Below are 19,461 nucleotides of genomic sequence, written 5' to 3' on the forward strand. Positions count from 1 at the left end.
CCATCCTCGCAGGCGCCTCCGACAGGGGACCTGCGCCGGGCTTGTTCCGATCCGGAATCGACCTTACTTTTGATCAAGGTCCTGATGGGGAGGGGCAGCCGATGGGCCAGCGGCGTCCGGACCTGGATTTACTCATCCTCGGAGACCTCGCCGTCCGTGCCGGTGGCAGGGACGTGGCGCTACCGGGGCCGAGCGTGCGGGCGCTCCTCGGCGCCCTGCTGCTCACCTCGAACGAGTCCGTGGGCGAGGACCGCCTGCTCGAGCTCGGCTGGGGCGCCGACCGGGGCAGCAGGCGGGCGCTGCAGTGCGCCGCGCACCGGCTGCGCGGCTGGCTGGGCGGCCTCGCGGACAAGGGCGGCCCGCTCCACCGGCTGGAGCACTCCGGCAACGGTTACCGCCTGGAGATTCCGGACGACGCCGTGGACGTGGCGCGTTTCCGCCAACTTTTCAGGACGAGCACGACCGCCGAGCCGGAGCGCCGGCTGGCCCTGCTGTCCGCCGCGCTCGGCGAGTGGCGTGGCCCGGTGTTCGGCGGCCGGCCCGAGTGGCTGGCGGCCGACCCGGCCGTCCGCGCGATCGAGCAGGCCCGGGTCGACTGCGCGTCGGCGCTCGCCGATCTGGCCATCCGGCTGGGACGCCCGTCCGAGGTGGTCGCGACGGTCTCCGAGGTGGCCGCGAACGCGCCGTACGACGAGCCGCTCCAGGCCCGGCTCGTCCGGCTGATGTCGCTGTGCGGGCGGCACGCGGAGGCCGTCCGGCAGGTGGACCGGGTCCGGCGGCGGCTGGCCGCCGACCTGGGCATCGCGCCCTCGCCGGAGATCCGCAGCGCGCACGCGGCGGCGGTGCAGGGCGGCGGGAGGTTCGCGGCGGTGCCGGCCGAGCTGCCGCCGGACCTGCCCGACCTCACCGGGCGGCAGGCCGAGATCGACGCCGTCGCGGGCATCCTGGCGGCCGACCGCGGCCCCGCCGTCTGCGCGGTCAACGGCGCGGCCGGCGCGGGCAAGACCGTGCTCGCCGTGCACGCCGCGCACCGCGTGGGCCCCCTCTACGCCGGCGGGCACCTGTACGCCGAGCTCCGCGGGGCGCGGCCGTACGACGTCCTCGGCCGCTTCCTGCGCGCCCTCGGCACCGACGCGCAGGCCGTCCCCGCCGCGTTCGAGGAGCGCGTCGCCCTCTACCGGTCGCGGACGGCGGGCCGGCGCGTCCTGGTCGTCCTGGACGACGCCACCGACGAGGCGCAGGTACGCCCGCTGGTGCCCGGCTCCGCCGGCAGCGCGGTGCTGGTGACCGGCCGCGCCTGCCTCGCCGGGCTGGCCGGCGCCCGGCTGCTGACGCTCGGCCCGCTCGACCCCCGGGACGCCGTCCGGCTGCTCGACCGGGTCGCGGGCCGCCCCGGGCTCGCCGGGACCGCCGAGGCGCACGAGATCGTCCGGCTCTGCGACCTGTCCCCGCTGGCCGTCCGCATCGCGGGCGTCCGCCTGGCGACACGGCCGCGGATGAGCCCCGGGCTCCTCGCCGCGCTGCTGCGCCGGGAGGACCGGCGGCTGGACGAGCTGAGCGTGCACGGCCTGACCGTGCGGGCGAGCCTGGAGTCGGCGCGCCGGGATCTCGTCCCGGCCCACCGGAGGGCGTTCCGCCGGCTTGGCGAGTTTCGGACATGCGAGTTCACCGCGCCGCCCACCGGCGATCTGGAGGCGCTCGTGGACGTGGGACTTCTCCAGGTCATCGGGGAGGACCTGGACACGGGCGGTGTCCGGTACCGGCTCTCCGACCTGGTCCGGTTGTACGCCCGCGAACTGCCCGACGGGCGCGAACCGGTGCTGAGAGCGAACTGAGAGCGATCTGAAAGCGGTGCCGGGTCAGGATTCAGCCGTGATCGCAGCAGCCTGCCCCGAGGCTCTCCGGTCCGGCGAAGGCCTCCTGGCCCCGCCGGCGTTCATCCGATTCGATCCTCCCGAACTCCGGGACGGCGCGCTCGTCGTCCGGGCGATCCCCGCGAGCCTGCGAGAGAGCAGGCGGGTGGGGCGCGGCACGCCGCTCGCCTACCTCTACGAGCACGTGCGGCCGGGCGAACCGGACCACGACCTCACCTTCGAGGCCGGGCATTTCGACGAGGCGAACCTCGTCTGGTCGTTCTCGGGACAGCTGGACGGAATCCTCGGAATCACCGAGCCCATGGCGCCGGAGTAAGTCCGGCGAAAAAGGAGGTTCATCATGGCCGACACCCTCACCCGGGAGCCGCTGCTCACGTCCCTGTCCTTCATCGACGGACACTACCCCGACCTCGAGGCCGCGCGCGCCGACGACCGCGACCGTCCGCTCGCCTACGCCTACTCCCAGTGGGACGGCATCCCCGCGTCGCCGCAGTTCGGCCACTTCGACGAGGACACCCAGACCTGGGTGAGCCCGCCCGGGCTGCCCACCGCCGGCATCACCACCTATACCAGGACCAACTGCTACAGCACCGACCGCTGCGTCGACGACGTCTGCGCCTGACGGCGGCCGGGATCCGACGACGATGACGAACGCGGGACCGCAGGTCCTCATCCTCACCCAGGAGTTCGATCCGACCTCCGATCCGGTGATCACCACCCTCGCCGAACGCGGTGCCCGGGTCGCGCGCGTCGACCTGAGCTACTTCCCGCGCCGGCTGACGGTGACGACCTCCGACTTCGGCGGGGCACCGCGCCGCAGGCTGTACGACCGGCACCGGGACGTGGAGATCGATCTCGACGACCTCTCGGCGGTCTGGTACCGCCGTCCGACCGCCTTCGACTTCGGACCGGACATGGGCGAGGCGGAGAAGCAGTTCGCCCGGCGGGAGGCCATGCAGGGCGTCGGCGGGATCCTCCGCTCGACGAACTGCCTCTGGGTCAACCGCCCGGACGTGGACGGCGTCTCCGAGCTCAAGCCGTACCAGCTCGAGCTGGCCAAGCGGCTGGGCCTGCGCGTCCCGCGGACCCTGCTCACCAACGATCCGCAGGAGGTCGCCGACCTCGTCGCCGCCGAGGATCGGCCGGTGGTGTACAAGGCGCTGGCCGGCGGCGTGATCCACTATCCCGGCGCGTTCCCCGGCGGCCTGCTCACCACGGTCGTCGGGGACGAGATCCACGAGAACCTGGAACGTGTGGGCCACACGATGTGCATGTTCCAGGAGTACATCGACAAGGCCTACGAGGTGCGGCTGACCGTCATCGGCAACACCTACTTCCCGGTGACGATCGAGTCGCAGGAGATGGACTCGACCAGGGTGGACTGGCGGGGCGAGGACGCCGAGATGCCCTACGGCCCCTACCGTCCGCTGCCCGACGACATCGTCAAGAAGTCCCAGGCGCTGCTGGCCGAGCTCGGCGCGGTGTACGGCGCCCTGGACTTCATCGTCACCCCGTCCGGCGAGTACGTCTTCCTCGAGGTCAACCCGATGGGCCAGTTCATGTGGATGCAGCACGACCTGGGCCTGCCGCTCGGCGACCACCTGGTGGACCTGCTCATGAAGGGCGGCCCGTTCACGCGAGGAGAGGTGACGCAAGTCGGCTACTGACACTGCCCTCGATCTGCCGGCGCTCGGTTGCCAGGCCGTCGTGGCGGTGACGTTCGCCTACTCCGCGGCCACCAAGGTCGCGGGGCGGGCGGCGTACGCGGACTTCCGCGGCTGGCTGACGTCGGCCGCGGCGGTCCCGCGGCGGCACGCCGGCGCGGTCGCGGCGGTCATGGTCGCGGCCGAGGCCGCCGTCGCGCTGGCCATGCTCGTCCCGCCGCTGCCGCCCGCCGGGTACGTGACGGCGATCCTGCTGCTCGCCGTCTTCACCGCCGGCGTGCGCTCGATGATGCGGCGCCGGGTCGGCATCCCCTGCAAATGCTTCGGCACCGGACGGCGGCCGCCCGGCAGGGCCCATCTGGCGCGCAACGCGATCCTGGCCGCCGTCGCGGCGGCGGGCCTGCTCATGTCGGCGGCCGGTGCCGCGGCGCCGCCGATCCGGCCGGAGACCGCGCTGACGGCGATCGCCGGGATCACCGCCGCGCTGCTCCTGATCAACCTGGACGAACTCGTCGCGCTCTACCGCCCCCGAGCGCCACGCCCGTGAGGAGGCGCCATGTCGTACTCGGCCGCCACGGTGACCATCATCGGAGTGCTCAGCCTGATCAACATCGCGCTGACCCTGGGCGTCATCCGCAGGCTCGGCGATCTCGAACGCGCGCCCGCCGCGTCCGGTGGCGCGTCCGGGCCGGAGGCGCCGCCCATGACCGTGAAGCCGGGCGCCAGGGTCGGCGACTTCGCGGTCACGGCGGTCGACGGCGGCGCGGTGTCGAGCACGGAGCTCAGCGGCCCCACGCTCGTCGCGTTCCTCGCGCCGGGCTGCCAGGCCTGTGACTTCAGCGTGCCAGGTTTCATCGAGCGTGCCGAGCAGACGCCCGGCGGGCGCGAGCACGTGCTCGCCGTCCTGATGGGCGCGCCCCAGTTCGGCGAGGAGCTGCGCGAACGCCTCGCCCCGGTGGCCCGCGTGCTCACCGAGGAGGAGGAGAACGGCCCGCTGGCGCAGGCGTTCGGCGTGCTCGGCCTGCCCGCGTTCGGCGTGTTGTCCGATGGCCGGATGGTGGCCAGCGACGCGCTGCCGGAGCGGCTGCCGGACCCGGCCGCCGCATGATCTCCTCGCTGCGGGCGGCCGCCGCGATCGCGTGGGCGGCCGGTCCGCGCCGGCTGGTGCTGCGCGTGGTCCTGACGGTGGCGGGCAGCGCCCTGCCCGTGCTGACCGCGTGGCTGACCAAGGTCGTTCTCGACCGGATCGTGGCGCCGGACTCGCCGCCGCTGATGGTCCCCGTGCTGCTGCTCGCGCTCGCCGGGGTGGCGGTGGCGTTCCTGCCCGAGGCGATGCAGTACGTCGAGGAGGAGCTGCGGCGGGCGATCGACCTGACCGCGCGCGGGAGGTTGTACGAGGCGATCGCCGCGATGCCCGGGCTGCGCCGCTTCGAGGACCCGGCCTTCCACGACCGGCTCGCGCTGGCCTCAGAGTCCGGCCCGACCGGGCCGTCCGACGTGGTCAGCGGCGGTCTCGGCACGGCCCAGGGCGTTCTCACGATGGCCGGGTTCCTGACGACGCTGGCGGTGCTGAACCCCTGGATGTTGCTGCCCGTCCTGCTCGCGGCGTCGATCGCGCTGAACGGGCAGCTGCGGCTGAGCCGCTTCCGGGCGGAGATGATGTGGAAGCTGGGGCACTCCACCCGGCGCGAGTTCTTCTACGCGCAGTTGCTGACCAGCGTCAGCGCGGCCAAGGAGGTGCGCCTGTACGGGCTCGGCGACCTCTTCGGGCGGCGCATGCTGGCCGAGCTCCGTGAGATCAACGCGGGGCATCGCCGGCTCGGCCGCCGCGAGCTGCTCGTCCAGGGCGTGCACGGCGTGCTCGGCGCGGCGGTGGCGGGCGCGGGGCTGGTCTGGGCGGTGGCGGCGGCCCGCGCGGGACGGCTCACGATCGGCGACGTGTCGATGTTCATCCTGGCCGTCGCGGGCATGCAGAGCGGCCTGACCATAGTGATCCACAGCATCGGCCGGATGCACGAGGCGGTCCTGCTCTTCGGGCACTACCGCTTCGTGGTCGACGCCGGCCCCGACCTGCCCGCGCCGAAGGCCCGGTGCGCGGTGCGCCCGCTCACCGAGGGCGTCGAGTTGCGCGACGTGTGGTTCCGGTACGGCGACGACCTGCCCTGGGCGCTGCGCGGCGTGTCGATCACGATCCCGGCCGGGCGGGCGACCGCGCTGGTCGGCCCGAACGGCGGCGGCAAGAGCACCCTGGTCAAGCTGCTGTGCCGGTTCTACGACCCCACGCGCGGCGCGATCCTGTGGGACGGGGTGGACCTGCGCGACCTGCCCGTGGACGAGCTGCGGCGCCGCATCGGCACGGTCTTCCAGGACTTCATGGCGTACGAGCTGAACGCCGCCGAGAACATCGGCGTCGGCGACCTCCCGCACCTGTCCGACCGGGACCGCGTCGTGGCCGCCGCGCGCGGCGCCGGGTGCGACGAGACGCTGGCGGCCCTCCCCCGCGGCTACGACACGATGTTGTCGCGGACGTTCGACCCGATGGAGGAGCGCGACGATCCCGCCACGGGCGTGCTGCTGTCGGGCGGCCAGTGGCAGCGCGTCGCCATCGCCCGGGCGATGATGCGCACCGGCACCGACCTGCTCGTCCTGGACGAGCCGAGCTCAGGCCTCGACGCCGAGGCCGAGGCCGAGGTGCACCGGCGGCTGCGGGACCACCGCGCGGGCCGGACCAGCCTGCTGATCTCCCACCGGCTCAGCACCGTCCGCGACGCGGAGTCGATCGTCGTGCTGTCCGAGGGCACCGTGACCGAGGAGGGCTCGCACGCCGCGCTCCTCGGCCACGGCGGTCTGTACGCCCGGCTGTTCAGGCTCCAGGCCTCGGGCTACCAGGACGACGGCGTCCCTCAGGACAGCGCCTGGGCGTAATCACGATCAGTACGGAGCCGGGACCGGGGCCGGAACGGGAGGCCGCGGCCGTCATTGCTCCGGCGGGAGGACGCGGCGCGGGCCCTTGGGGCTCTCGCCGCGCTGGCGCCACTCGCGCGGATAGCCCACCGACACCTCCACGAAGGGCACCCCGTCGCTCCAGATCGTGCGCGGGATGTGCAGGTGGCCGTACACGACCGCGGCCGCGTTGTACTTCACGTGCCAGCGGTCGGTGAGCACGGTGCCGCACCACTGGGCGAACTCGGGGTACCAGAGCACCTCGGTGGGCTCCCGTGTCATCGGGAAGTGGTTGACCAGGACGGTCCGGGTGCCCTCTGGCAGCTCGGCGAGGCGCCGTTCGGTCTCGGCGACGCGGGCCTCGCACCAGGCGTCGCGGGTCGGGTACGGGTCCGGGTGGAGCACCTTCTCGTCGGTGCACACGACCCCGGCCTCGTACGCGATCTTCAGTCCCTCCTCCTTGGTCGCCGCGCCGTGGGGCCGGAACGTGTAGTCGTACAGCAGGAACAGCGGCGCCACCGTCACCGGGCCGCCGGGCCCCTCCCACACCGGATAGGGGTCCTCGGGCGTCAGCACGTCCAGCCGGCGGCACACCTCGACCAGGTGCCGGTAGCGGGCGTCGCCCCGCAGCTGGACGGGATCGTCCTTGAGGGTCCACAGCTCGTGGTTGCCCGGCGCCCACAGGACCTTGGCCCAGCGTTCCCGCAACGTCCGCAGGGTCCATTCGATGTCGGAGACCAGCTCGGCGACGTCGCCGGCGACGATCAGCCAGTCGTCCTCGCCGGCGGGCCGCAGCCCCTCGACGAACGCCCGGTTGTCCTTGAATCCCACGTGCAGGTCGCTGATCGCGTAGAGGCCGCCCATGCCGCGAAGCCTAGGCGACCACCCCCGGCCATCCGGACAGTGATCCAGGCCACATTTTTTATTGGCGCAACGCCAACAAGATGATACGAACGATGCAGTGCGTTCCCCGGCCGGGTGGCACGTCCTTCCCACCCCCACCGGTCCCGGCCACGCCGGGACGTCAAGGAGTCGCGATGAGCGAGCAGAGAACGCGACGGTCCTTCCTGCGCGACGCGGCGGTCACCGCGGCGGCGGCCGCGGGCACCGCGAGCCTCGCCGAGCAGGCCGCGCACGCCGCGCAGTCGTCGCAGGCCGCGGGCACCCGCGTGGCCGTGCTCGGCGGCGGCGTCGCCGGGTTGTCGGCGGCGCACGAACTGGCGGAACGGGGCTTCGAGGTCACCGTCTACGAGCGCGACACGCTCGGCGGCAAGGCCCGCAGCGTCTTCGTGCCCGGCACCGGCACCGGCGGCCGCCTCGACCTGCCCGGCGAGCACGGGTTCCGCTTCTTCCCCGGGTTCTACTTCGACCTGACCGACACGATGCGGCGCATCCCGTTCCCCGGCAACGGCAACGGCTGCTGGGGCAACCTGACCAGGGCGACCGCGTACATGATGTCCCGGGCGGGCGGCCGGGCGGACCTCACCGCGCCCTTCCCGTTCCCGCTCCCGCCCAACCCGAGCATCTGGGACAGGTCGAGCTTCCTGGCCACGATCATCGCCGGGCTGCAGACCATCGCACGGCTGACGCCCCTGGAGGCCGCGTTCGCCGCCGAGAAGCTGCTGGTCTACGTCACCAGCAGCGACGAGCGGCGGCTCGGCCAGTGGGACGGCATCACCTGGGCGGACTACATCCGCGCCGACCGGTTCGGCGACGAGTACAACAAGCAGCTCGGCGACGGCGTCATCCGCAACCTCGCCGCCACCAAGTCCAAGGACGCGAGCACCCATTCGATCGGCCTCGTCGGCGAGGCGACCGTGTGGAGCATCCTCGGCCTCGGCAACGAGCCGAACGCCTCGGTCGACCGCGTCCTGAACGGGTCGACCAACGAGATGTGGCTCGACCCCTGGATCGCCCATCTGGGCACCAGGGGCGTCACGTTCAAGGTCGGCTACAACGTGGACGCGCTCTCGGTCTCCGGCGGGCGGATCACCGGCGCGACCGCGACCGGGCCGGGCGGCGCCTCGGCGGCGATCGCCGCCGACTGGTTCATCGTCTCCATGCCGTGCGAGCGCGCGGCCAAGCTGCTCAGCCCGGCGGTCCTGGCCGCCGACCCGAAGCTGGCCGACATCAGGAGCCTGCGCACCGACTGGATGGTCGGCCTGCAGTTCTTCCTCAAGAAGGCGCTCCCCCTCGCGCCGGGCCACGTCAACTTCATGGAGTCGGCGTGGGCGCTCACCTCCATCAGCCAGGAGCAGTTCTGGAAGCGGGACTTCGCCACCTACGGCGACGGCACCGTGAAGGACTGCCTGTCGACGATCCTGTCCGACTGGTTCACCGACGGGAACTTCAACGGCAAGAAGGCCAAGGACTGCACCAGGGGCGAGATCGCCACGGAGACCTGGAAGGTGCTCAAGGCCCACCTCAACGACACCGGGCAGCAGGTCCTCACCGACGACATGCTGCACTCGTGGTTCCTCGACCCCGCCATGGTCCCCAACGGGGCGGGCGGGCTCGACAACCAGACCCCGCTCTTCATCCAGCACCCCGGCTCGTGGAAGGTGCGGCCCGAGTCCAGGACCGCGATCCCCAACCTCTTCCTGGCCGGCGACTGGGTGAGGACGCCCATCAACGTCACCACGATGGAGGGCGCCTGCCAGGGCGGCCGGCAGGCGGTGAACGCGCTGCTGGACGCGGCCGGCTCGACCAGGCCGCGGGTCCCGGTGCACCAGCTCTACCGGACGCCGATCTTCGCCCTGGAACGCGCCGAGGACAAGCTCCGCTACAAGGCCGGGCTCCCCAACAAGTGGGACATCCTCGACACCCGCTGGCCCTGATCCCCGTCCCCCGTCCTCTGCCTCCTGTCCTCTGACCCCTAGCCGGCCTCGAGGCCCGCGTACACCTTGAGGGCGTTGCCGCCGTGGACCAGGGCGGCGGTCTCCTCGTCCAGGTCCAGGGCGGCCGTGACGGCGCGGGCGTTGCGCGCCACGCCGGGGACGCCCGGCCAGTCCGTGCCGAAGATGAACTTCCGTGCCAGCCTGCCCAGAGGGTGCCCGGCGTAGTAGTCGGGCAGCCGGCGCGGAGGCAGCCCGGAGAGCTCGATCCAGACGTTCTCCCGCGAGAGCGCGAGGAAGGCGGCCGCGTCGTACCACCAGCCGCGGCCGCCGTGCGCCAGCACGAACGTCAGGTCGGGGAAGTCGCGCAGCACGTCGTCGACCGGTGTCGGGTCGGCGTACTTGTTGGCCGACCCCGGGAACGAGCTGGTGCCGCAGTGGACGACGACCGGGATGCCCGCCTCCCGGCACACCTGGTACGCCGGGTAGAGCATCGGGTCGGAGATCCAGAAGCCGCCGTGCACCGGATGCAGCTTCAGCGCCGCCGCCCCGTACGCCAGCTGTCGCTCCAGTTCGGCGTCCACCGGGTAGTGCAGGTGCGGGTTGATGTTGGCGATCGGCCGGAAGCGCCGCGGATTGCACTTGACGAGGGGCAGCAGGTCTTCGATCGGCTGCACGCCGGTGGCCTTGGGACTGTACTCGGCGAGCAGGAGCGCCACGTCCACGCCCTCGGCCTCGAAGCAGGCGTCGAGGCGTTCGGGGATGATCGTGCCGTCCGCGTCGTACACATCCTGCCAGCGATGGCCGGAGCCGAACTCCTCGGCCCACTCGCGCCACGCCGGGCGCAGCGTGGGCAGGCGGGCGGCGTGCACGTGGGCGTCGACGAGCGGATGACCGTCGATCACCGGGCCGCCAGCAGGGACGCGGCGAACTCGCGGACGGCGAACCGCTGGAGCTTGCCGGTGGCGGTGGTGGGCAGCTTGTCGACGATGAGCACCTCCCGGGGGCGCTTGAATGAGGCGAGCCCGGCGCGGCAGAACGTGATGAGCTCGTCCGGGGTGGCGGCCGTGCCCTCCTCGAGCACGACGCACGCGACGGGTTTGTCGAGCCCGTCGGCGTCGGGCAGGCCGACGACTGCGGCCAGCGTGACGGCCGGGTGCTCCAGCAGGCGGGCCTCGACCTCGGTGGGCGAGACCCAGATTCCGCCCGCCTTCAGCATGTCGTTGGTCCTGCCGAGGCAGGTGTAGTAGCCGTCCTCGTCGGCGACGTAGGTGTCGCCGGTGCGCAGCCACCGGCCCTCGAACACGTGCCGGGTGGTGTCGGTGCGGCACCAGTAGCCGGTGGCCAGCGACTCGCCCCGCACCAGCAGGGACCCGGGCGTGCCCGGCTCGACGTCCCCGCCGGCGGAGTCGACGACCCGCACCTCGTAGCCCGTGACGGGCCGGCCGGTCGTGCCGGGCCGCACCTTGCCGGGACGGTTGGACAGGAAGATGTGCAGCGCCTCGGTGGTCCCGATCCCGTCGATCAGCTCGACGCCGAACCGTTCGGTGAAACGCCGGTACAGATCGGGCGGCAGCGGCTCCCCCGCCGAGACGGCCAGCCGGACGGAGGAGAACGTGCCGGCGGGCAGGTCGGCCGAGAGCAGCGCGGCGTAGAAGGTCGGCACGGCGAAGAACAGGGTCGGCCGCGTCTCGGCCACCCGTTCGGCGACGGAGGCGGGCGTCGGGCGGGCCGGGTCGAGGACCGTGGTCGCGCCGGCCGCCAGCGGGAAGAACAGCGAGTTGCCGATGCCGTAGGCGAAGAACAGCTTGGGGATCGACAGGCAGCGGTCGTCGGCGGTGATGCCGAGCACCTCGCGCCCGAACGTCTCGGCGACGTGGCGGATGTTGGCGTGGCGGTGCACGGCGCCCTTGGGGATGCCGGTCGTGCCCGAGGTGTAGAGCCAGAGCGCGGAGGAGTCCTCCCACGTGTCGTACGGCTCGCCGTCGTCCTCCCCGGCCAGCGCGTCGAGCCGGTGCAGGGCGGCCTGGGCGGGGGCGGTGAAGCCGTCGTCGCCGTCCACGACCACGTGGCGGAGCTCGGGCGCCTCCGCCGCGGCCTGTTCGGCGGCGAGCAGGAACGGGGCGCCGGTCACCAGGACGCGGGCCCGCGAGTCGCGCAGCACCGAGCCGAGCTCCCTGCCGGTCTGCATGGTGGAGACCGGCACGGCGACGGCGCCCATCCGCATCGCGGCCAGGATCATCGCGGCGAGCGCGGGCCCGTCCGGCAGGAACATCACCACGCGCTCCTCGGGGCGCACGTCGCGGGCGCGCAACCCGGCGGCCAGGCCGCGCACCCGCCCGGCCAGCTCGCGGTAGGTGAGGGTGCCGAGGGGGCCGGTGAGCGCGACGTGCTCGCCCCTGCCCTCGTCGAGCCGCGCGTCGAGGAGGTAGGTGGAGGCGTTGAAGCTCGTCCCGAGCGACGCTGGGGTGGACATGGCCGGCTCCGATCAGCCGATGCGGACGTAGGGGAAGTCGACGGGCTGCTGGTTGACGCCGACGCTCGGCGGGTTGATCCAGGACGCGAACCGGCCCGGCTCGTACACCGGCCGCATGAGGTCGGCGACGTCCTGCTTGTCCTGACCGGTGGGGAGCCACCCGTCCTTGCGGGCCTCCCATTCCGCCTCGTCCAGCAGGTCGCCGGACGGGCCGACGCGGTGACCCGCGTACGTGCCGACCTTGCGGTTGAAGCCCTCGTGCGGGAGGTAGAGGCGGTGGTCGAGCCCGGCCGCCTCCAGCGCCTTGTTCCAGCGTTTGACGCCGCTGTTGCAGTCGGCCACGTACTGGTCGCGCAGGTCGAGGTTGAGCGCGGACAGGGCCGGGACCTCGTCGGTGACGAACCGGCCGTCGCGGACGGTGGTCACCTCGGCGATGTCGTCCAGCAGGCGGTGGTCGTCCTTGCGGCGCCGTTCCATCCACCGGCCCTTGACTCCGCCGGAGAAGTAGTTGGCCGCGTTGGTGCTGGTCTCGGAGCCGAACAGGTCCATCGAGACCGAGTAGTGGAAGTTGAGGTAACGCTGGATCACGTCCAGCGGGATGCCGCCGTACGGGAGGACGTCGGCGGTGTCGTGCTCCTTCATGAGCGCCGCCGTGCGCTCCACCACCCGCTGCACGCCGGTGGTGCCGACGAACATGTGGTGGGCCTCCTCCTTGAGCATGAACTCGCAGGTGCGGGCCAGTGGGTCGAAGGCGCTCTCCTTCAGCGTGCCGAGCTGGAACTTGCCGTCCCGGTCGGTGAAGTAGGTGAACATGTAGAACGCGAGCCAGTCGGGCGTGGGCTCGTTGAACGCACCGAGGATGCGGGGCGCGTCGTCGTCGCCGGAGTTGCGGTGCAGGAGCATCTCGGCCTCGTCGCGCCCGTCCCGGCCGAAGTGCGCGTGCAGCAGGTAGACCATCGCCCACAGGTGCCGCCCCTCCTCCACGTTCACCTGGAAGAGGTTGCGCAGGTCGTAGAGGCTCGGCGCGGTGCGGCCCAGGTGGCGCTGCTGCTCGACGCTGGCGGGCTCGGTGTCGCCCTGCACGACGATGAGGCGCCGCAGGTCGGCGCGGTACTCGCCGGGCACGGTCTGCCAGGCGGGCTCGCCCTGGTGCTGGCCGTGGCCGATGACGCGCTCGCCGTCGCGTTCGGACAGGAAGATGCCCCACCGGTAGTCGGGCATCTTGACGTAGTCGAAGTGCGCCCAGCCCTCGCGCCCGACCGCGACGGCCGTGCGCAGGTAGATGTCGTTCTCCTTGAAGACGGTGGGCCCGAGGTCGCGCCACCAGCTCAGGAAGTTGGGCTGCCACGACTCCAGCGCGCGCTGGAGCCGCCGGTCGGTGTCGAGGTCGACGTTGTTGGGGATCTTGCCGCTGTAGTCGATCGTCTGGGTCATGGCGGATCACACCCGCTTCCGGTCGAACACGGCGCGCTGCCCCGTCCCGTACCGCCGCAGCGCCCCGTCGGGGCCCGCGGCGTTGGGCCGCTGGAAGATCCAGTTCTGCCAGGCGGACAGCCGCGCGAAGATCTTGGTCTCGAGGGTCTCGGGGCCGGCGAACCGGTGGCTGGCCTCCATGCCGGTGAGGGCGTCGGGGCTGAACGCGGCGCGTTCCTCCAGCGCCAGCCGCAGCTCGTCGTCCCAGTCGAGGTCGTCGGGGGCGAACGTGACCAGCCCCGCCGCCTCGGCGTCGCGCGCGGCGAGCGGCGTGCCGGTCAGCTTGGCGGCGCGCTCGTACGCCTCGTCGTCGCCGTGGAAACGGCTCGCCAGGCGGCTGAGGCCGTTGCCCATCGGCAGCGGCCCCAGGTTGCTCCGGGTGAGGGTGAACGCGGCGGGCTCGGCCCCGCTCTCCTCGTCCTCCTCGCGCAGCCCGTCGAGCATGTACGTGCGGTCGGCGGCGAGCGCGAGCTCGGCCAGCAGGCCGGTGAAGCACGACCCCGGCTCGACGACCGCGAAGATCGAGCGGGACGTGACGTCGAGCCGCTTGAGCGTGCGCTTGTAGTAGGCGAGCGTCTCGCCCTCGAACCAGCCGTCGCGATGGGCCAGCAGGTACGCGTCGTACCGCGCGACGGCCGCCGGGTCTCCCTCGGTGCGCAGCACCCAGGTGCCGATCTCGGGCTCGTCGATCCGCAGCCGCAGGATCAGGTCGTCCAGCTGCCGCGTCATCGCCAGCGGCCAGAAACCGTCGCCCTCGCCGGCGCCGCCGGGCTCTCCGTCCGGCGGGCCCGTCACGGTGATCGTCGCCGTTCCGAGGTCGCGGTCGAGGCGGCAGTCCACCCAGCGGTAGCGCGTCCGGCCGGGCTCGGAGTCGTCGCGCCCGAGCGGGGTGAGCGCGACGCCCTCCGAAGCCTCGCCGGCGGGCCCGGCCTTGGCGAGGGCCTCCTCGGCCCGCGCCCGGATCGCCTCCTCGAACCGCCTCGGCGGCACGACCTCGTCCACCAGCCCCCAGTCGACGGCGGTCCGGCCGCGCACGCCCTCGGTGCGGGTGGCGAACACGTCGGCCAGGTCGCGGCGCACGTGCCGCTTGTCGACCAGCCGGGTCAGCCCGCCCGTGCCCGGGAGCACGCCCAGCAGCGGCACCTCGGGGAGCGACACCGCCGAGGAGCCGTCGTCGGACAGCACGATCTCGTCGCAGGCCAGCGCGATCTCGTAGCCGCCGCCCGCCGTGGTGCCGTTCAGCGCCGCGATCCAGTGGAACCGCGAGTCCTCGATGCCGTTGCGCGTCTCGTTGGTGAACTTGCAGAAGTTGACCTTCCACTCGTGCGACGAGGCGGCCAGCATGCCGATGTTGGCCCCGGCGCAGAACACCCGGTCGACCGCGCTGGTCACGATCACCACCCGCACCGCCGGGTGCTCGAACCGCAGCCGCTGCACCGCGTCGTACAGCTCGATGTCGACGCCCAGGTCGTAGCTGTTGAGCTTGAGGTCGTAACCGGGCCGGATCCCGCCCCGCTCGTCCACGTTCAGGACCAGCCGTGCCGTCCGCCCGTCGACCTCCAGGCGCCAGTGCCGGTACCGGTCGGGGCGGGTGTCGAAGTCGACCATGTCCCGATGTTCTACACATCACAGACGCACGTCAATATGTTTGTGGAATATTTCGTTCGGGCCGATACTGTCCTGCGTGACCTCCGAACCGGCCTTCCGGCGACGCCGCGAGATCGGCGCCGCGAGCGCCCGCTCCCTGCTCCTCACCGTCCTCGGCGAGTTCGTGCTGCCCGCCGGGCGCCCCGTCTGGACCTCGGCGTTCCTGGACGCGCTCGCGCTGCTGGAGGTGGAGGAGAAGGCGGTGCGGCAGGCGCTGGCGCGCAGCGCGACCGAGGGCTGGCTGGAGACCGAGCGGCACGGCCGCCGGACGGCGTGGCGCCTCACCCCGTCGGGCCGGCGGCTGCTGACCGACGGCACCGAGCGCATCTTCGGCTTCGGGACCCCGATGACGTCCTGGGACGGCCGGTGGCTGATCGTGCTGGCCAGCGTCCCGGAGTCCAACCGCAGGCAGCGGCACCTGCTGCGGACCCGGCTCGCGTGGAGCGGCCTCGGCAACCTCTCCCCCGGCGTCTGGGTCACCCCGCATCCCGAACGCGAGTCCGAGGTGCGCGAGGTGCTGGCCGAGGCGGGGGTGGGCGCGACCGCGACGGTGTTCACCGGGCGGCTCGGCGATCTCGACGAGGCTCGGCGGGTCGCGGGCCAGGCATGGGACCTGAGCGAGATCGAGCTGGCCTACGAGGACTTCCTGGACGAGGTCCGCACCCTGCGCCCGTCGGGCCCGGACGCGACGTTCGCCGCGCAGGTCCGGCTCGTCCAGGAGTGGCGGCGTTTCCCGTTCCTCGACCCGGGCCTGCCGCCCGAGCTGCTCCCCGACGGGTGGAGCGGCGCCCGCGCGGTGACCACGTTCCGCACCCACCACACCGGCTGGAAGGACGCGGCGGACCGCCACTGGGCGCGGCTCGGCACGGCGCCGGGGGACACCGCGCCAGGCGAGGCCGCGCCGGGCGAGTGAGGCTCGCCGGCGGACAGGCCTCGGCCTGATGCCCGACTACAGCGTCATCGGCGACCCGCTGGAGACCCACGGCATGATCGTCTGGCGGCCGCTCGCGGACGACGACACCCGCGTCCGGCTGGTGATCCAGCGCGGCCGCGCGGGCGACCCGCCCCGCGCGGCCGCGGATCTCCACGACATCTTCCGCGAGCACGCCGAGACCTACTCGGCCGCCTGAACGGCGAGGGCTCTACTTGCCGATGAATCCCTTCGACTGGAGCCAGGCCTGCGCGACGTCGACGTCCTCCTTGCCCTTGACGTCCACCTCGCCGTTGAGCTCCTGGAGGACCGGGTCGGTCAGGGCGGCGGCCAGCGGATTGATGATCTTCTCCAGCGGGGGGTTGTCCTTGTAGACCTGCTCGCGCACGGTCAGCGCGGGGTTGTAGACCGGGAAGAACTTCTTGTCGTCGGCGACGATCGTGAGGCCGAGCGCCTTGACGCGCCCGTCGGTCGTGGTGACCTCGCCGAACGTGCAGGGGTCGCGCTTGGCGACCGCGTTGTAGATCGCGCCCTCGGCGAGCGTGGCGAGCTGGGCCTTGGGCACCGTGAACCCGTACGCCTTCTGCAGGCCCGGCCAGCCGTCGCTGCGCCCGGCGAACTCGCTCGCCACGCACATCGACGCCTTCTTCGGTTCGCTCCGCGCGAGCTTCGCGTACTCCGACAGGTTGGTGATCTTGAGCTCCTGCGCGGCCTCGGTCTTCACGCCGATCGCGTAGGTGTTGTTGGCCGGGGCGGGCGCGAGCCACTTCACCTTGTTCTTGGCGAGGTCCTGCTGCGCCGCGGCCTGGTACTGCTGGGCCGGGTCGGTGATGGGCTCGGTGTTCTGGAGGTAGTTGATCCAGGCCGTTCCGGTGTACTCCCAGTACATGTCGATGCTGCCGGACGTCAGCGCGGCCCGGGTGGCGTTGCTGCCCTGCAGCCCGCACTTCTCTCGTACGGTCGCGCCCGCCGAACGCAGGGTCAGCGCGGTGATCTGGCACAGGATGAGCTGCTCGGTGAACTCCTTGGAGCCCACCGTCAGCGTGACGCCCTCCAGCGAGTTGCCTTTGGCCAGGCTGCCCTCGTTGGCGTCGGCGCCGCCGCCGGAGCTGAAGCAGCCGGCGGTCACGAGGGTGCAGAGGGACAGGACGGCGATGAGGGGTGAACGGCGACCGGGGAGCATGACTCTCCTTCGGGAGGGGCTCATATGCCTCGGGGACGCAGGTAGTGGTCGGCGACTCCGACAAGCCAGTCGGCGGCCAGGGCGAGCACGGCGGTCAGGATGCTTCCGGTGAGCAGGACGGTGTTGCGGTTGAGGGCGATGCCGGTGTTGATGAGGTCCCCGAGCCCACCGGCGTTGGTGAACGCGGCGAGCGTGGCGCTGCCCACGTTCAGGATCACCGCGACGCGGACGCTGGCGAGGATCACCGGCACCGCCAGCGGCAGCTCGACCCGGAACAACACCGCGCCGCGGCTCAGGCCGATGCCGCGCCCGGCGTCGATCAGGGACCGGTCGACGCCCTGCAGGCCGACCATCGTGTTGCGCAGGACGGGCAGCGCGGAGACCAGCACCAGCGCGATCACGGCCTTGTCGAAGCCGATGCCGACCGTCACCGCGAGCAGCACCAGGATGCCGATCGAGGGGATCGCCTGGCCGAGGTTGGCGAGCGCCAGGAACGGCGCCGCCAGCCACCGCGCCCGCGGCCGGGTGAGGGCCACGCCGAGCGGGATCGCGATCGCGAGCACGAGGGCCGTCGACACCACGACGAGCTCCACGTGCTCCACGAACCGCTGCGTGATCACGTCCGCGTTGATGGACCGCCGCTCGATCTCGTCCAGGTCGGCCCCGCGGAGGTAGAGGAGCAGCGCCCCGGTGACCGCGAGGAGGACGGCGGGGGTGGTGAGCATGCTCCACGGCGACCGGCGGGCCCACCGGTCGGTGGAGCGGACCTCGGCCGCGGTGACGGTCATCGCGACTCCGCGTGGTGCGGGGTCTCCTGGATGATGGTCGCCCACGACAACGAGCCCACCGGCTCGCCGTCGCCGCCGACCACGACGGCCCGGTCGGAGCCGGCCCGCAACATGGCGTCGAGCGCCTCGTAGAGGCTCTGGTCGGAACCGACGGTGGCCCGGCTCTCCGCGGGCGGTTCGAGTTCGAGGTCGCCGACCGGCACCAGCCGCAGCCTGCGCATCGCCGCGCCGCCCCCCACGAACGACGTCACGAACTCGTCGGCGGGCTCGGCCAGGATCGCCGCCGGCGTGTCGTACTGCACGAGCCTGCCGCCCTGCGCCAGCATCGCGATGCGGTCGCCGAGCTTGAGCGCCTCCGTCAGGTCGTGCGTGACCAGCACGATGGTCTTGCCGATCTGCGCCTGCAACTCCAGGAACGCGTCCTGCAGTCGTTCGCGCGTGATCGGGTCGATCGCCCCGAACGGCTCGTCCATCAACATCGCGGGCGGGTCCGCGGCCAGTGCCCTGGCCACCCCCACCCGCTGCTGCTGCCCGCCGGACAGCTCCTTCGGATACCGGTCGCGGTAGTCGCCCGGCTCCAGGCCGACCAGGTCGAGGAGCTCGTCCACCCGCGCCCGGGTCTTCGCCTTGTCCCAGCCCAGCGTGCGCGGGATGAGCCCGATGTTGCCGGCGATCGTCATGTGCGGGAAGAGCCCGACCTGCTGGATGACGTACCCGATCCGCCTCCGCAGCTGGTCGGCGTCTACCCGGGTGACGTCCTCCCCGTCCAGGAAGATCCGTCCGGACGTCGGCTCGATCAGCCGGTTGATGAGCCGCAACGTCGTGGTCTTGCCGCACCCCGACGGCCCCAGCAGCACGACGATCTCGCCGTCCCGCACGCTCAGCGTCAGGTCGTCCACGGCCGCCTCGGCCTGACCGGGGTACCGCTTGCCCACCCCGTCCAGCCGGATCATCTCTTTCGCGTCGGTCAACGGATCCCCCTCGGGATGGTGAGGCGGGCGAGGACGGTGTACATCAGATCGAAGGCGAGGGCGAGCAGGGCGATGCCCAGCGTTCCGGCGAGCGTGTCGTTCAACGCGTTGGCACCGCCGATACGGGCCAGCCCGCCGAAGATCAGCTCGCCCAGCCCCGGCCCCGCGACCGCGGCCGCGATGGCCGCGATGGCGACGGTCAGGATCGTGGCGACCCGCAGCCCGGCGAGCACGACCGGCCACGCGAGCGGCAGCCGCACCCGCACCGTCCGCCCCGCCCGGCTCAGCCCCATGCCCGTCGCGGCCTCCTCGACGGCAGAGGGCACCGACTCGAGCCCGGTGATGGTGTTGCGCATGATCGGGAAGATCGCGTACAGCACCAGCGCGGTGATCGTCGGCCCGAGGCCCAGCCCGAACAGCGGGATCAGGAGTCCGAACAACGCCAGTGAGGGAATGGTGAGCATGGTTCCCGCCGCGGCGAGCGCGAGGCGGCTGGCTCTCGGTCGGCCCTCGACGGCGATGCCGCCGCCGATGCCGAGAACGGACGCGATGAGAACGGCGATGAGGACGACCTGGGCGTGCTCGCCCGTCATCTGCAGGATCGTGGGCCACCGGTCAGCGAGGTATTCGGGGAAGCTCATCGATGCCTCCTGTCATAACCCAGAGCCTCGCCCAAC

Annotated in this window: 19 protein-coding genes; 10 read left to right on the forward strand and 9 right to left on the reverse strand. The window is 72.3% G+C overall.

The window, feature by feature from the left end; all coding sequences use genetic code 11:
• Positions 1-101: 101 nt before the first annotated feature.
• Genes ABZ810_RS13915 through ABZ810_RS13945 form a run of 7 tightly spaced genes read left to right on the forward strand, consistent with a single transcriptional unit; the run spans position 102 to position 6,463 of the window.
• The gene (locus tag ABZ810_RS13915) at positions 102-1,835 is read left to right on the forward strand and encodes a BTAD domain-containing putative transcriptional regulator (protein WP_358402960.1); all 1,734 of its coding nucleotides are present in this window, start codon (positions 102-104) and stop codon (positions 1,833-1,835) included.
• A 37-nt stretch (positions 1,836-1,872) separates the two neighbouring features.
• Positions 1,873-2,190 carry a hypothetical protein gene (locus ABZ810_RS13920; protein ID WP_358402961.1) on the forward strand — a complete coding sequence of 106 codons (318 nt, stop codon included), beginning with the start codon at positions 1,873-1,875 and terminating at the stop codon, positions 2,188-2,190.
• Between the two features lie 24 nt (positions 2,191-2,214).
• A complete protein-coding gene (locus ABZ810_RS13925; protein ID WP_358402962.1) occupies positions 2,215-2,496 on the forward strand; it encodes a hypothetical protein in 282 nt (93 codons plus the stop codon).
• Positions 2,497-2,518: 22 nt separating this feature from the next.
• Entirely contained in the window at positions 2,519-3,541 is a 1,023-nt protein-coding gene (locus tag ABZ810_RS13930; RefSeq protein ID WP_358402964.1) for an MvdC/MvdD family ATP grasp protein, read from the forward strand.
• Positions 3,542-3,554: 13 nt separating this feature from the next.
• Complete coding sequence (locus tag ABZ810_RS13935; protein WP_358403640.1) at positions 3,555-4,085, forward strand: MauE/DoxX family redox-associated membrane protein; 531 nt, start codon at positions 3,555-3,557, stop codon at positions 4,083-4,085.
• A gap of 9 nt (positions 4,086-4,094) precedes the next feature.
• Positions 4,095-4,646, forward strand: a complete 552-nt coding sequence (locus ABZ810_RS13940) for a hypothetical protein (RefSeq protein ID WP_358402965.1) — start codon at positions 4,095-4,097, stop codon at positions 4,644-4,646.
• Entirely contained in the window at positions 4,643-6,463 is a 1,821-nt protein-coding gene (locus tag ABZ810_RS13945) for an ABC transporter ATP-binding protein (protein WP_358402967.1), read from the forward strand. Before ABZ810_RS13940 ends, ABZ810_RS13945 begins: the two co-directional genes overlap by 4 nt.
• Before the next feature lie 51 nt (positions 6,464-6,514).
• Here ABZ810_RS13945 and ABZ810_RS13950 read toward each other — a convergent pair whose 3' ends face one another.
• Positions 6,515-7,345 (reverse strand): metallophosphoesterase, encoded by an 831-nt coding sequence (locus ABZ810_RS13950; RefSeq protein ID WP_358402968.1) that lies wholly within the window; start codon positions 7,343-7,345, stop codon positions 6,515-6,517.
• A 173-nt stretch (positions 7,346-7,518) separates the two neighbouring features.
• Between ABZ810_RS13950 and ABZ810_RS13955 the strand changes: the two genes are divergently transcribed.
• Positions 7,519-9,318 (forward strand): FAD-dependent oxidoreductase, encoded by a 1,800-nt coding sequence (locus ABZ810_RS13955; RefSeq protein ID WP_358402970.1) that lies wholly within the window; start codon positions 7,519-7,521, stop codon positions 9,316-9,318.
• Positions 9,319-9,356: 38 nt separating this feature from the next.
• On the opposite strand, the gene ABZ810_RS13960 is transcribed toward ABZ810_RS13955, so the two are convergent.
• The 4 genes from ABZ810_RS13960 to boxC are packed head-to-tail and all read right to left on the reverse strand — an operon-like array spanning position 9,357 to position 14,872.
• Positions 9,357-10,220, reverse strand: a complete 864-nt coding sequence (locus ABZ810_RS13960) for an amidohydrolase family protein (protein ID WP_358402971.1) — start codon at positions 10,218-10,220, stop codon at positions 9,357-9,359.
• Positions 10,217-11,791: a benzoate-CoA ligase family protein gene (locus ABZ810_RS13965; RefSeq protein WP_358402972.1), complete on the reverse strand. Its 1,575-nt coding sequence runs from the start codon at positions 11,789-11,791 to the stop codon at positions 10,217-10,219. Before ABZ810_RS13965 ends, ABZ810_RS13960 begins: the two co-directional genes overlap by 4 nt.
• Before the next feature lie 12 nt (positions 11,792-11,803).
• Positions 11,804-13,225 (reverse strand): benzoyl-CoA 2,3-epoxidase subunit BoxB, encoded by a 1,422-nt coding sequence (gene boxB / locus ABZ810_RS13970; protein ID WP_358402974.1) that lies wholly within the window; start codon positions 13,223-13,225, stop codon positions 11,804-11,806.
• A gap of 6 nt (positions 13,226-13,231) precedes the next feature.
• Complete coding sequence (gene boxC, locus ABZ810_RS13975; protein WP_358402976.1) at positions 13,232-14,872, reverse strand: 2,3-epoxybenzoyl-CoA dihydrolase; 1,641 nt, start codon at positions 14,870-14,872, stop codon at positions 13,232-13,234.
• Positions 14,873-14,948: 76 nt separating this feature from the next.
• Here boxC and ABZ810_RS13980 point away from each other — a divergent pair, with 76 nt between their 5' ends.
• Both ABZ810_RS13980 and ABZ810_RS13985 read left to right on the forward strand, forming a co-directional pair.
• Positions 14,949-15,824: a PaaX family transcriptional regulator C-terminal domain-containing protein gene (locus ABZ810_RS13980; RefSeq protein ID WP_358402978.1), complete on the forward strand. Its 876-nt coding sequence runs from the start codon at positions 14,949-14,951 to the stop codon at positions 15,822-15,824.
• Positions 15,825-15,852: 28 nt separating this feature from the next.
• A complete protein-coding gene (locus ABZ810_RS13985; protein ID WP_358402979.1) occupies positions 15,853-16,041 on the forward strand; it encodes a hypothetical protein in 189 nt (62 codons plus the stop codon).
• 12 nt (positions 16,042-16,053) lie between these two features.
• On the opposite strand, the gene ABZ810_RS13990 is transcribed toward ABZ810_RS13985, so the two are convergent.
• From ABZ810_RS13990 to ABZ810_RS14005, 4 genes are read right to left on the reverse strand one after another with little or no spacing between them, the layout of a single operon-like run.
• Positions 16,054-17,025, reverse strand: a complete 972-nt coding sequence (locus tag ABZ810_RS13990; protein ID WP_358402981.1) for a glycine betaine ABC transporter substrate-binding protein — start codon at positions 17,023-17,025, stop codon at positions 16,054-16,056.
• Between the two features lie 20 nt (positions 17,026-17,045).
• Complete coding sequence (locus tag ABZ810_RS13995; protein ID WP_358402983.1) at positions 17,046-17,813, reverse strand: ABC transporter permease; 768 nt, start codon at positions 17,811-17,813, stop codon at positions 17,046-17,048.
• Positions 17,810-18,784 (reverse strand): ABC transporter ATP-binding protein, encoded by a 975-nt coding sequence (locus ABZ810_RS14000; protein ID WP_358402985.1) that lies wholly within the window; start codon positions 18,782-18,784, stop codon positions 17,810-17,812. The genes ABZ810_RS13995 and ABZ810_RS14000 overlap by 4 nt, the downstream gene beginning before the upstream one ends.
• Positions 18,781-19,425: an ABC transporter permease gene (locus tag ABZ810_RS14005; RefSeq protein WP_358402987.1), complete on the reverse strand. Its 645-nt coding sequence runs from the start codon at positions 19,423-19,425 to the stop codon at positions 18,781-18,783. Before ABZ810_RS14005 ends, ABZ810_RS14000 begins: the two co-directional genes overlap by 4 nt.
• Positions 19,426-19,461 lie beyond the last annotated feature (36 nt).

Origin of the sequence: Spirillospora sp. NPDC047279, assembly GCF_040643285.1 — a bacterium.
Lineage (GTDB): Bacteria > Actinomycetota > Actinomycetes > Streptosporangiales > Streptosporangiaceae > Spirillospora.